At 63.1% G+C, this 12,612-nt stretch carries 11 protein-coding genes; all 11 read right to left on the bottom strand.

All coding sequences use genetic code 11. From position 1 onward, the window contains the following. Nucleotides 1-143 precede the first annotated feature (143 nt). The gene (locus tag QQK16_RS07095; RefSeq protein ID WP_284195727.1) at nt 144-326 is read right to left on the bottom strand and encodes a hypothetical protein; all 183 of its coding nucleotides are present in this window, start codon (nt 324-326) and stop codon (nt 144-146) included. Between the two features lie 47 nt (nt 327-373). Beyond that, on the bottom strand, nt 374-1,288 hold the full coding sequence (lpxC, locus tag QQK16_RS07090) for a UDP-3-O-acyl-N-acetylglucosamine deacetylase (RefSeq protein WP_308446997.1): 915 nt from the start codon (nt 1,286-1,288) through the stop codon (nt 374-376). Nucleotides 1,289-1,596: 308 nt separating this feature from the next. Beyond that, nucleotides 1,597-2,772, bottom strand: coding sequence for a cell division protein FtsZ (gene ftsZ, locus QQK16_RS07085; protein WP_439954231.1), 1,176 nt, complete (start codon nt 2,770-2,772; stop codon nt 1,597-1,599). 89 nt (nt 2,773-2,861) lie between these two features. Beyond that, entirely contained in the window at nt 2,862-4,100 is a 1,239-nt protein-coding gene (gene ftsA / locus QQK16_RS07080; RefSeq protein ID WP_284195724.1) for a cell division protein FtsA, read from the bottom strand. 67 nt (nt 4,101-4,167) lie between these two features. Then, nucleotides 4,168-4,902, bottom strand: coding sequence for a cell division protein FtsQ/DivIB (locus tag QQK16_RS07075; RefSeq protein ID WP_284195723.1), 735 nt, complete (start codon nt 4,900-4,902; stop codon nt 4,168-4,170). A 445-nt stretch (nt 4,903-5,347) separates the two neighbouring features. Next, nucleotides 5,348-6,268, bottom strand: a complete 921-nt coding sequence (locus QQK16_RS07070) for a D-alanine--D-alanine ligase (protein ID WP_284195722.1) — start codon at nt 6,266-6,268, stop codon at nt 5,348-5,350. Then, nucleotides 6,265-7,659, bottom strand: a complete 1,395-nt coding sequence (gene murC, locus QQK16_RS07065; RefSeq protein WP_284195721.1) for a UDP-N-acetylmuramate--L-alanine ligase — start codon at nt 7,657-7,659, stop codon at nt 6,265-6,267. The genes QQK16_RS07070 and murC overlap by 4 nt, the downstream gene beginning before the upstream one ends. 99 nt (nt 7,660-7,758) lie before the next feature. After that, entirely contained in the window at nt 7,759-8,850 is a 1,092-nt protein-coding gene (gene murG, locus QQK16_RS07060) for an undecaprenyldiphospho-muramoylpentapeptide beta-N-acetylglucosaminyltransferase (RefSeq protein WP_284195720.1), read from the bottom strand. Continuing rightward, nucleotides 8,847-10,007, bottom strand: a complete 1,161-nt coding sequence (gene ftsW / locus QQK16_RS07055; RefSeq protein ID WP_373322444.1) for a putative lipid II flippase FtsW — start codon at nt 10,005-10,007, stop codon at nt 8,847-8,849. Before ftsW ends, murG begins: the two co-directional genes overlap by 4 nt. A 9-nt stretch (nt 10,008-10,016) precedes the next feature. Further along, nucleotides 10,017-11,390 (bottom strand): UDP-N-acetylmuramoyl-L-alanine--D-glutamate ligase, encoded by a 1,374-nt coding sequence (gene murD, locus QQK16_RS07050; RefSeq protein ID WP_284195718.1) that lies wholly within the window; start codon nt 11,388-11,390, stop codon nt 10,017-10,019. Between the two features lie 136 nt (nt 11,391-11,526). Next, nucleotides 11,527-12,612: a phospho-N-acetylmuramoyl-pentapeptide-transferase gene (gene mraY / locus QQK16_RS07045; RefSeq protein ID WP_284195717.1), complete on the bottom strand. Its 1,086-nt coding sequence runs from the start codon at nt 12,610-12,612 to the stop codon at nt 11,527-11,529.

Raw genomic sequence — 12,612 nt, 5'->3', positions numbered from 1 at the left:
ATAGTAGGGCCTACCCCGCGTTGCAGCATTTCCTGCAGGCCCACGCATGGCTGTTGCAGGGCCCACTAAGACTGTTGCAGCGGCCACAACAGGTGCAGGCACGCCGCTTACGCCGGCCGGCCCACATCGCAGCCAGCGCATGCTCAGGTACTCAGGCGCTCGACGAACAGGCCTATGGCAATGACCAGCAGCAAGGCCAGGCTGAAGCGCGCCAGCCACCCGCGCGCGCGGCGCCAGAAGGGGTCGCCGGTACGCCGCTCCCGCCAGAGGCAATAACCCCACAGCAGGACAATGGCGACAAAGATAAAACGCAGAATGGCGAACATGATGTCGTTCAGTCTACCCGGCCCGGCGCCCGCCGGGGCGGGCATCGTCAGATACGGGCGGGGGTATAGCGGTGGAAGGCGGTGGGTGCCGCTTCCGGGCTGTCGAAACTGACATACTCCCAGGCCTCGGGGTCGGCCAGCAAAGCCCGCAGCAGCTTGTTATTCATGGCATGGCCCGATTTGAAACCCTCAAAGGCGGCAATCAGGGGGTAGCCCAGGATATACAGGTCGCCAATCGCATCGAGCACCTTGTGGCGGACAAACTCGTCCTCGAAACGCAGGCCCTCCTGGTTGAGCACCTTGTACTCATCCAGCACGATGGCGTTCTCCATGCTGCCACCCTTGCCCAGGTCGTTGGTGCGCATGTATTCCACTTCGTGCATGAAACCAAAGGTCCGGGCCCTGGCCACTTCCTTGATATAGGAGGTCTCAGCAAAATCCAGTTCCACCGTCTGCGCCGCTTTCTGGAAAGCCGGATGGCGGAACTCTATGGTCAGCTTGACCTTGTAACCCTCATGCGGCAGCAGCCGCACCCATTTGTCACCCTCTATGGCCTCAACCGCTTTCTTGACCCTGACATAGCGCTTGCGCGCCGGCTTTTGCTCGCGCACGCCGGCTTGCTGCAGCAGGTAGAGAAAAGGTGCCGCGCTGCCATCCATGATGGGCATTTCCGATGCGGTCACGTCCACCTGCACATTGTCTATGCCCAGGCCAGCGAAGGCCGACATCAGGTGTTCTATGGTCGCCACCCTTACGCCATCCTTCACCAGGGTAGAAGACAGCCGGGTATCGTTGACCAGGTCTGGTCCCACCCTGAAGCCGGGCTGGCCGGGCAAGTCTGCCCGGCGGAACACAATGCCGCTGTCAGGCGGTGCCGGCGACAGGGTCAGTTCCACCTTCTCGCCCGAGTGCAGGCCCACGCCCACGGCACGTATGGATTCTTTGAGGGTACGCTGGTAAATCATACGGTTGCTTTCAGTTGGATGCATGGCAGGCGCGCATGCGCCCGCAGTGCCCGGGGAGAGAGCCGTTCACTGCCTGGCATGCGCCACCCACCATCAAATCTGCAGCGCGCAGACACCCTCCGATTTTGCCATATCGCAAAACCGGTCCTGATTGAACCTTGCTATCGAGCGGATTGTGCAAGCTCGCGTCCGGCCTGTCAGCCGCGTACCCGGCAGGGCAAGCTTATCGCCGCCTGGCCCCGCACTGATACCTTGCACAAGGACGGGAAGCAGCCTGCCGACTCAGCAGGCTGCACCCATCACCATCAGTCCGCCTGCTTACGCAGGAAGGCAGGGATGTCCATGTCGCCACCCGCGAACACGGTACCGCGCGGCGATTCCACCGCGGCGCCAACGTTACCGGCACGACGGCTGTTACGGAATACCGCCGGCTGGTCGTATTGCTCGTAGTCCATTGCCGGCATGCCATCATCGGTGCCTGTGCGCTGCACGATGTGCAGGTTGGGGCTCTTCTTCGACTCGCGGCCGCCCAGACCCGTTGCCACCAGGGTGACACGGATCTTGTCGCCCATAGCCTCATCGAAGGCAGTACCGAAGATGATACGGGCGTCCTCGGCGGTGTAGGCCTTGACGGTCTCCATCACCTCGTGAACTTCACGCATCTTCAGGCTGTAGTCGGCGGTGATGTTCACCAGCACGCCACGGGCGCCGTTCAGGCTGATGTCTTCCAGCAGTGGGCTGGCGACAGCATGCTCGGCCGCCACACGGGCACGGTCCATGCCCTCGGCGTGGGCCGAACCCATCATCGCCATGCCCATCTCAGTCATCACGGCCTTCACGTCAGCGAAGTCCACATTGACCAGGCCCGGGACATTGATGATCTCAGCGATACCCGCCACGGCACCCTTGAGCACATCGTCGGCGGCCTTGAAGGCATCCTTGAACGAGACATCATCGCCCAGTACCTGCATCAGGCGCTCGTTCGGGATGATGATCAGCGAATCCACATACTTCTGCAGCTCGTCGATACCAGCCTGTGCGGCCTTCTGGCGCTTGCCCTCGAAGGCGAACGGACGGGTCACCACACCCACGGTCAGGATACCCTTGTCACGGGCGATCTCGGCCACGATAGGCGCCGCGCCGGTACCGGTACCGCCACCCATGCCGGCGGTGATGAACACCATGTCGGCACCTTCCAGCATCTCGGCAATACGCTCGCGGTCTTCCTCGGCCGCGGCGCGACCTACATCGGGGTTGGCGCCAGCACCCAGACCCTTGGTCAGGTTGCCACCCAGTTGCACCACGTTGTCGGCGCGGTTGCGCTTGAGCGCCTGCGCGTCGGTGTTGGCGCAGATGAACTCCACCCCCGTCACACCGGCATCAATCATGTGGTCCACAGCGTTGCCGCCACAACCACCGACACCGATCACCTTGATCCTGGCGACCGGGACTATGTCCTGCGCTGCTTCCAGAAACGAAATAGGCATTGCTCTCTCCTCTGTGCCCGAACTAACTCAACTCAATCGAAAAACGAAACTTGCTGCCAACCGGACCTCCGGACTGGCAGATCTCAGAAATTGCCCTGGAACCACGTCTTCATGCGTTCGATCAGGCCACCGAAGCTGGCGCCCTGCATCGTCTTCAAACCATTGCGCTGGGCCTGCTGCTTGCCCAACAACAAAAGACCCACGGCGGTGGAGAAGCGGGGGTTCTTCACCACCTCGGCCAAACCACCCACATACTTGGGCACCCCCAGCCTTACCGGCAGATGGAACACCTCTTCACCCAGCTCCACCATGCCCTGCATCTGGGCCGACCCGCCGGTGATCACGATGCCGCTGGACAGCCGCTCCTCAAACCCGGAGCGGCGCAACTCTGCCTGCACCAGCGAGTAGAGTTCCTCCACCCGGGGCTCGATGACTTCGGCCAGGGTCTGGCGATTGAGCTGGCGCGGACCGCGCTCGCCCACGCCTGGCACCTCTATGGTCTGCTGCGGGTCCGCCAGCTGGCGCAAGGCGATGCCATGGGCACGCTTGATGTCCTCGGCCTCCTTGGTCGGCGTCCGCAATGCCATGGCGATATCGTTGGTGATCTGGTCGCCGGCAATGGGTATCACGGCGGTGTGGCGGATGGCGCCATCGCAGAACACGGCAATGTCGGTGGTGCCGCCGCCGATGTCGATCAAGCAGACACCCAGTTCCTTCTCGTCCTCGCTCAGCACGCTCATGGCACTGGCCAGCGGCTGCAGGATCAGATCGTTCATCTCCAGGCCGCAGCGGCGCACGCACTTGGTGATGTTCTGGGCTGCGCTGATGGCGCCGGTGACGATATGCACCTTCACCTCCAGCCTCACCCCGCTCATGCCCAGCGGCTCCTTCACATCCTCCTGTCCATCGATGATGAATTCCTGGGTCAGGATGTGCAGAATCTGATGCTCGGTGGGGATATTGACCGCACGGGCCGTCTCTATCACCCGGTCCACATCGGCCTGGGTGACTTCCTTGTCCTTGATAGCGACCATGCCGTGGGAGTTGAAGCTACGGATATGGCTGCCGGCGATGCCGGTCAGCACTTCGCGTATCTTGCAATCCGCCATCAGCTCGGCTTCTTCCAAAGCCCGCTGTATGGCGCTCACGGTGGACTCGATATTCACCACCACGCCCTTTTTCAGGCCCTTCGAGGGAGCCTGACCCAGGCCGATGATCTCCATGCGGCCATCAGGCTGCACTTCAGCCACCAGCGCCACGATCTTCGAGGTACCGATATCGAGGCCGACCAGCAGGTTCTTTGTTGTACTCGGTTTATTCACCGTATTTCTCCAGACTGCTTTGCCTTGTTCGCCGCGCCTGTCATCGCGGCGTCGTTCCTAATCATCTTCATGCGGCCACCTCGGGCGGCTTGACGAGCGGTACCATGCCCGGCGGCACCCGCACCGAAAAGCCGTTGGGGTAGCGCAGATCCACATAGCTGACCGGTCGCTTGATGACCGCCAGCGTGGTGGGGTAGGCCTTGATGAACTTGCCCAGGCGGGCGTCCACATCATCACGGCCTATCTCCACCGTCAGGCTGTGATCCAGCTGCACCCGCCAGGCCCGGCGTGCCGACAGCCACACATGGGTAGGCTTGCGCTGCACTACCGCCAGCCTGTCCCGAAAACTCACATAACCCTTGGCCATGTCCGCCTCGCTGCCCTCCGGCCCTTCCAGCACCGGCAAGGGCTCGTTGGTGGCAGCGTCAAAGCGTTCGCCCAAGGTGTTCACCAGGCCCACCGACCCCCAGCGCGCAAGCGCCACATGCTCCTCTATGGTGACGTCCAGCCTATCGGGCCAGCGCCGCCGCAGATTGACCTGGCGTACCCAAGGCAGTTTCTCGAAAGCCTGCCGGGTCTTGTTCAAATCCAGGGTAAAGAACGTGCCTTTCAGCTCGTTCTTCACGATGTATTGCAATTGCTCGCGCGTCACATGGGCCAGGCTGCCATCCACCTTGATCTGCCTAACCGGAAACAGCGGCGAATGCACCACGACCAGCAGGGCGGCATACAGGAACAGCAGCACGGCCAGGCCGAACAGCAGATTGGCCAGCCAGTTGAGGGCCTGGGGCTTATCCCACATCGCGATGTCCCCTCTGGGTTAACCGCAGCTTGCGACAAGCAAAGCTTGCCGGGATAGACCGTCGTGGCAGCGTCGCGATGTGCCCTTGATGGACTCCCACTCCCCCCGCCCTCGCCCGCTGGCGAGGGAGCCTCGCTGCGCTCGTGGCGGCGCAAACATCCCCCTGAGTTAACTGCCGTGCGCGACAAGCAAAGCTTGCCGGGATAGACCGTCGTGGCAGCGTCGCGATGCGCCCTTGATGGACTCCCACTCCCCCCACCCTCGCCCGCTGGCGAGGGAGCCTCGCTGCGCTCGTGGCGGCGCAAACATCCCCCTGGGTCAAGCACTGCTTTGCCGGTTGCGGCCTGCAAGGCGCGTGCGCGGGTGCGCCGTACCGGCTGGTACGGGTGGCACACACATCAGGCCTTGTCTTTACCGCAATGCTCACGTTCTGCCTTTCAAACACTTACAGCGTCGTATCCAAGATCATCAGCACCACATCCTCATAGCTCATGCCTGCGGCACGGGCGCCCATGGGGAAGAGGCTATGGCTGGTCATGCCGGGGGCGGTGTTGACCTCCAGCAGATAGGGTTTACCGGCTTCATCCATCAGGAAATCCACCCGCGCCCAGCTGCGGCCGCCTATGGCCCAGAAGGCCTTTTCCACCAGGGCGGCGATGGCGGCCTCCTGCTCTGCAGGCAGGCCGCAAGGGCAGCGATATACCGTGTCGTCGCGGAAATACTTGGCCTGATAGTCATAGAACTCGGTAGCCGGCTCGATCTTGATGGCCGGCAACACGGTGTAGCCGCGCACGGCATCGCCCAGGATGGGTGCACTGTATTCACCGCCGCCGATAAAGCGCTCTGCCAGCACCACCCTGTCGTACTTGCGGGCCTCCTCAAAGGCAGCCTTCAGTTCGCCCGCAACCTTGACCTTGGTCACGCCTATGCTGGAACCCTCGATATTCGGCTTCACGAACAGCGGCAGGCCCAGCTTCTGCTCGATGGCGGCAAAGTCGCTGTGCTCGTCCACCAGCTCAAAATCCGGCACTGGCAGGCCCAAAGCACGCCAGATCAGCTTGCTACGCAGCTTGTCCATGCCTATGGCCGATGCCATCACGCCGCAGCCGGTATAAGGCATACCCATGGTTTCCAGCGCGCCCTGCAGGGTGCCATCCTCGCCAAAGGGGCCGTGCAATATCAGAAAGACCCGGTCAAAGCCTTCCGTCTTGAGCGCCGACAGGGGCTGGTCACGCGGGTCGAATGCATGCGCATCCACCCCGCGGGATTGCAGGGCACCCAATACGCCGGCACCACTCATCAGCGAGACCTCGCGTTCCGCGCTGGTTCCGCCCATCACGACGGCGACTTTTCCGTACTTGTTCATGCCTTACCTACCAGTTTTGCGGGTACGCCACCGATGGTGCCTGCGCCCATGGTCACGATCACGTCCCCATCTCTTGCGTGTTCCAGAATGGCTGCCGGGAGTGCATTGATATCCTCCACGAACAACGGTTCCACCTTGCCCTGCACGCGGACCGCACGGGTCAGCGCCCGGCCGTCTGCCGCCACAATGGGTGCCTCGCCGGCGGCATACACCTCGGTCAGCACCAGGGCATCCACCGTGGACAGCACACGGGCGAAATCTTCAAAGCAATCACGGGTGCGGCTATAGCGATGCGGCTGGAAGGCCAGCAACAAGCGGCTGCTGGGGAAGGCCCCCCGCACAGCGGCCAACGTGGCGGCCATCTCCACCGGGTGATGGCCATAATCGTCGATCACCGTGGCACTGCCGCCTGCAGGCAGGCTGGCCTGGCCATAGCGCTGGAACCGCCGCCCCACCCCGCCAAACTCGCTCAAGGCCTTCTGGATAGCGGCTTCGGATGCCCCCACTTCCAGGCAGACGGCGATGGCCGCCAGGCTGTTCAGCACGTTGTGGTGGCCTGCGGCATTCAGTTCGATGGGTATCCGGCTTTCCACACCATTGCGCCAAACCGCGGTAAAGCGCATACGGCCGCCAGGCAGGGCCTCGATATGCTCCGCGCGTAGCATGGCGTCTTCGCTCACCCCATAGGTCGTCAGCGGCTTGCCTACCTGGGGCAGGATGGCGCGCACATTGGGGTCGTCCAGGCAGACTGCCGCCCGGCCATAAAACGGCAGGTGGCCAAGAAAATCGAGAAATGCCTGCTTGAGCCGCTCGAAGTCATGACCATAGGTATCCATATGGTCGGCATCGATATTGGTGATGACGGCCAACACCGGCTGCAGCATCAGGAAGGAGGCATCCGATTCGTCGGCCTCCACCACGATGAAATCGCCCTTGCCCAGCTTGGCATTGCTACCGGCGGCGGTCAGCCGGCCACCGATCACATAGGTCGGGTCCAGCCCCGCCTCGGCCAGGATGGAGGCGATCAGGCTGGTGGTGGTGGTCTTGCCATGGGTGCCCGCCACGGCGATGCCCTGGCGGAAGCGCAGCAACTCGGCCAGCATCATGGCACGTGGTATGACCGGCACCTGCCGGGCGCGGGCCGCCACCACCTCGGGGTTGTCTGCCTTCACTGCGGTGGAAGTCACCACCACATCGGCATGCTGCTGGTGGGCTGCGTCGTGCCCCAGGAACACGGTGGCACCCGCCGACCGCAGCCTTGCCGTGGTAGCAGATTCGCCCAGGTCGGAACCCGATACGGTAAAGCCCAGGTTGAGCAGCACCTCGGCAATGCCGCTCATGCCGGAACCGCCTATGCCGACGAAATGTATGCGTTTGACCTTGTGTTTCATCTCTCTACTCGTGCCACGCAAGGGGTGCTGCGCCACCGCGCCACCGTGGTGAAAGAGGGCTTGAGCTCACTTTTCACGTTCCACCCCTTGTCTGGCGCCTTAGGCGCCCAGTTCTTCAATCACATCTGCCACAACGCGGGTTGCGTCGGGCAAGGCTCGGGTCCGTGCTGCCTCGGCCATGGCCAGCAGGCGGGTACGGTTCATCTCTTTCAGTTGCTGCGCCAGCCACGCCGGGCTCAGCTCCGACTGCTGGCGCAGCACGGCCGCGCCAAAATCCGCCAGGTAGGCGGCATTGCCGGTCTGGTGGTCATCCACCGCGCTGGGGTAGGGCACTAGGATGGCAGGCACGCCCACGGCGGACAGCTCAGACACCGTCAGCGCACCAGCCCGGCAGATCACCAGGTCAGCCTCGGCATAGGCGCTGGCCATATCATCGATAAAGGGCACGCAAACGCCGGCCACACCAGCCTCGCTGTAATGCGCCCGCAGCTGTTCAAGCTGTTTGCTGCCGGACTGATGCGTCACCAGCGGCCGTTCGGCCGCATCCATCAGCGCCAGCGCCTTGGGCACCACTTCATTCAGTGCCGCTGCGCCCAGGCTGCCGCCCACCACCAGCAGTCGCAACGGGCCGCTACGGCCACGAAAGCGCTCGGCAGGCGCGGGCAGGGCCGCGATGTCCTCGCGTACCGGATTGCCCACCACTCGCCCCTTGCCGGCAAAGGCCGAAGGGAAAGCAGTCAGCACGCGATCAGCCAGCAGGGCCAGCACCTTGTTGGTGAGGCCGGGCACCGAATTCTGCTCATGCACGATCAAGGGCTTCCACAGCATGGTGGCTGCCAGGCCGCCTGCAAAGCCGGTAAACCCGCCAAAGCCGATGACCGCATCGGGCCGGTGGCGGAAGATGGCGGCCACGGCAAGCCACAGCGCCACAGCCTGCTCAACCGGCTGCACCAGCTTGCGTACCAGTCCCTGGCCGCGCACGCCACCTATGGGCAGCAGTTCGATGGCGATATGGTGCTTGGGCACCAGTTCTGCCTCCATCTTGCCGCGCGCGCCCAGCCACACCACCTGCCAGCCACGGGCCTGCATGGCCTTGGCCACCGCCAGGGCGGGGAAGATATGACCGCCCGTACCACCGGCCATCACCATCAGGGTGCGCCGGGCCTGCGGCGTGGATTTCACCTGGCTCATACCGTGTACCCCCGCATCATTTGCCGGTTTTCCCAATCCACGCGCAGCAGGACAGCCAGGGCAATCAGGTTGAACAGAATGCCGGACCCGCCAAAAGACAGCAGCGGCAGGGTAAGACCCTTGGTGGGCAGCAGGCCGACGTTCACGCCGACATTGATGAAGGTCTGTATGCCTAGCCACATACCTACGCCCTGGGCCACCAGGGCCGAGTAGTAGCGCTCCAGCTTGGCCGCCTGTATGCCGATGGCGAAGGCGCGGAACACTACCCAGGCAAACAGCACCACCACGACCGCCACGCCGACAAAGCCGAATTCCTCGGCAATGATGGCCATCAGGAAATCGGTATGAGCCTCGGGCAGGTAGCTGAGCTTCTCCACCGAGCCCCCCAGACCCACACCGGTCCATTCGCCCCGGCCAAATGCAATCAGGCTGTGACTGAGCTGGTAGCCTTTGCCATAGGGGTCCTGCCAGGGGTCCATGAAGCCGATCACCCGCGCCATGCGATAGGGCGAGGTGAGAATGAAACCGACAAAGCTGATCAGCAGCATGACCACCAGACCGGCAAACAAGCGCCAGTCAAAGCCACCGAGGAACAAGGTGCCCATGGCAATGGCGGTGATCACGGCCAACGCGCCGAAGTCGGGCTCGGCCAGCAACAGCACACCCGTCACCAGCATCACCACGAACATGGGCACAAAGCCCTTGACCAAGCTGTGCATGTAGGCGGCCTTGCGTACCGTGTAGTCGGCGGCATACAGCACCACAAAGAACTTCATGGCCTCGGAGGGCTGGAAGTTGACCACGAACAGGCTGAGCCAGCGCTTGGAGCCATTCACTTCCCGGCCTATGCCCGGTATCAGCACCATGATCAGCAGGGCGATACCCAACAGGAACAGATAAGGCGCGTACTGCTGCCAGATGCGTATGGGGATCTGGAAGGCCACAAAGGCGGCCATAAAACCCACCCCCAGGAAAATGCCGTGGCGCCAGAGGAAATAGCTGGAGCGAAAACCCGTGTCCTTATCCACTTCAGCCGCCGCGATGGAAGCCGAATAGACCATCACCAGGCCGATGGCGAGCAGCGCCAACACGGCCCAGACCAGGGACTGGTCATAGCCATGCATGGCGGGGCGGCGCTTGAGGGCCTGATAGAACAGCTTCACGTCTTATTGCTCCAACGCCTTCACCGCCGCGATGAATACCTCGGCGCGATGAGCGTAGTTCTTGAACATATCCAGGCTGGCGCAGGCCGGCGACATCAGCACAGCATCACCGACCTGGGCCTCGGCTGCCGCCAGGGCAACCGCTTCTTCCATGCTGCCAGCCGTGATCAACTTGACCCCAGTGCGGGCGAGGGCGGCGGCCACCTGCGGGCCATCCCGGCCTATCAGCACGGCGGCCCTGACCTTGCCCTGGCAGGCTGCGGCCAGTGGGCTGAAGTCCTGCCCCTTGCCGTCGCCGCCGGCGATCAGCACCACGGCTTGGCTCATACCCTTGAGGGCAGCCTCGGTGGCGCCGACATTGGTTCCCTTGGAGTCGTCGTAGTAATTGACGCCGCCGATCTCGGCCACCCACTCCACCCGGTGTGGCAAGCCATGGAAACGTCGCAAGGCCTGCAGCAAGGGCAAGGTGGGCAGGCCGATGGCCCGCGTCAGCGCTAGGGCAGCCAGCGCGTTGGCGGCATTGTGCAGACCCGCCAGCGGCAGCTCGGAGGCCAGCATCAGCGTAAAGTCGCCGCACACCAGCTCATGGCCCGAGCCAAAAGCCTTGAGGCCGTATTCGGTAGGCGAGCGCGGCGCGTCCAGGCCAAACCAGAACACCTGCCGGCCTGGCCGGGCCATGCCACGGCAGTAGCCATCCTCGCGGTTCAGCACCATGGCGCCCAGGCCTTCAAAGATGCGCGCCTTGGCCATGGCGTAGTGCAGCATGGTGTCGTAGCGGTCCAGGTGGTCTTCGCTCACGTTCAGCACCGTCGCCGCATCGGGCGCCAGACTGCTGGTGGTTTCCAGCTGGAAGCTGGACAGTTCCAGCACCCACACATCGGGCAGTGGCCGTACCTCGGTTTCTATCTCCAGCAGGGCATCGAGCACCGGCAGGCCGATATTGCCGGCCACCACGGTGCTCAGTCCGGCGGCCTCGCACATGGCGCCCACCATGCTGGTGACGGTGGACTTACCGTTGGAACCGGTAATGGCGATGATCTTGGCGCGGGACTGGGTCGTCGCATGGGCGCGAGCGAACAGCTCCACATCGCCGATGGCTTCGATGCCACGGTCCACCGCAGCCGCAATGGCCGGCTCGGCCAGCGGCACGCCCGGACTCACCACCAGGTATTCCGCACCGGCAAAAGTCGTGCTGGTAAACGGCCCCAGCTTGACCGGCACCTGTGGCAAGGCGGCCTGCAGCTCGCTCAGGCCAGGCGGATTGCTACGGCTGTCGGCCACGGTCACGACCGCCCCATGGCGGGCCAGCCAGCGCGCAGCTGAAAGTCCAGTGGCCCCCAGGCCTACCACGGTGATGTGCTTTGCTTCCCAGTTCATTGCCTCTCTCCAACCGCAACGCTATTTGGCAGGACATCACGGGCCAGACCGGATGCAAGGCCATTGCGCCGCCCCGCTCCTTGTTTGCCCAGGCTGCTTTGCAGCCGATGATGTCCCACGTTCTGCATGTTTCTTCTCAGCGCAGTTTCAGCGTGGCCAGACCGGCCAGCACCAGCAGCATGGTGATGATCCAGAACCGCACCACCACCTGCGTTTCCTTCCAGCCCTTGAGCTCGTAGTGATGGTGCAATGGGGCCATTCGGAAAACCCGCTTGCCGGTCAGCTTGAAACTGGCCACCTGTATCATCACGCTGAGTGCTTCCATCACGAACACACCACCCATGATGAACAGCACGATCTCCTGCCGGACGATCACTGCCACCGTGCCCAGGGCCGCGCCCAGCGCCAGTGCGCCGACATCGCCCATGAATACTTCGGCCGGGTAGGCGTTGAACCAAAGGAAACCCAGCCCAGCTCCGGCCATGGCGGCACAGAACACGGCCAGCTCGCCGGCACCGGGGATATGGGGCAGCAGCAGGTAGCTGGCGAACTTGGCGTTGCCAGCCACATAGGCAAAGATCGCCAGTGCGCTGGCCACCATCACCGTTGGCATGATCGCCAGGCCATCCAGGCCGTCTGTCAGGTTCACCGCATTGCTGGTGCCGACGATGACGAAATAGGTCAGCACCATGAAGCCTATGCTGCCGAAGGGGTAAGCCACGTGCTTGAAGAAGGGCACGATGAACTCGGTATTGGCCGGCAGGGTGGCGGTGTTGGCCAGGAAGTAGCCGGTGGCAATGGCGATGATGGATTGCCAGAACAGCTTCTGCTTGCTGGACAGGCCCTTGGGATTCTTCAGCGCCACCTTCTTGTAGTCATCCACAAAGCCGATGATGCCGGTGCCCAGGGTGACGCCCAGCACCACCCAGACAAAGCGGTTGCTCAGATCCGCCCACAACAGGGTGGTCAGGCCTATGGCCAGCAGGATCAGGGTGCCACCCATGGTAGGAGTGCCGGCCTTGACCAGATGGGTTTGTGGGCCGTCGTCGCGTACTGCCTGGCCGACCTTCAATTCGGTCAGCTTGCGTATGACCCACGGCCCCAGCAGGAAGCTGATGAACAACGCGGTCATGGTGGCCAGCACCGCCCGCAGGGTCAGGTAATTGAAGACATTGAAGGCCCGGACATTCTCTCCGAGCAGGTTGGCGAGCCACAGCAGCAT

Source organism: Chitinimonas prasina (genome assembly GCF_030160395.1).
In the GTDB taxonomy this organism is placed as follows: Bacteria; Pseudomonadota; Gammaproteobacteria; order Burkholderiales; family Chitinimonadaceae; genus Chitinimonas; species Chitinimonas prasina.
The sequence above is the reverse complement of the archived record's forward strand: the minus strand, read 5'-3'. Positions and strand labels throughout refer to the sequence as shown.